We start from the raw sequence: 633 nt of genomic DNA, 5'->3' as shown, positions 1-633 counted from the left end.
CACGGAATTATACCTAAACTAACAAGAAAATCAGAGAGAAAAGCAAACCTCTCTGTTATGCTGTCTGCTCGGCTATTTGCCCCAGTCACTCTCTTAGCAATCTCGACCTTACACGCTCAACTACATTACGTAAGGCAAGAGTGCTTTAGCAAAGTCAGGAGCTTTCTTTGGTCACCGTCGATAAACAAGACTCAGTAACATTAAAAATTAGCCACGCGCTCGCAGAAAGCAAAAGTGTCGACCTAGATCTTTACTTCTTTGTGCCTGGTGAGCTTGGTTTAAACGCCGACATCATCAGTGAATCCGAATTTTATTACACTTCTATCACTCAGCAACGTGCTTATTACAGTACAGAAATTCTATTGCCGCTTGTTCACAGCCGATTAGCGAAGCGCGGACGTCTTTCTAATCAGCAATACCGCGTAAGTTTGAGTTTGTTCGCCTACCAGTACGTTATCGCATTAGATAAAGCAGTGGCGAGTTTAAATAAGCACGAGAGCAACTCCGTTACAGAAGATGAAGTGGACGAAGTCATTGAGTTGACGCTTGAGATCTTAAAACGCTTGAGACGCTCTATCCCTTATGAAGAAAACTTAAAGCGTTACTACGTTAATATTGACAACTATTTGTCGT

Annotated in this window: 1 pseudogene; it reads left to right on the top strand. The window is 42.2% G+C overall.

From position 1 onward, the window contains the following. Window positions 1-167: 167 nt before the first annotated feature. Window positions 168-633: pseudogene (locus R7Q48_RS28415) on the top strand (hypothetical protein); the annotation flags it as partial.

The organism is Vibrio sp. 378 (genome assembly GCF_033339435.1).
This window is presented reverse-complemented; position numbering and strand designations above follow the sequence as displayed.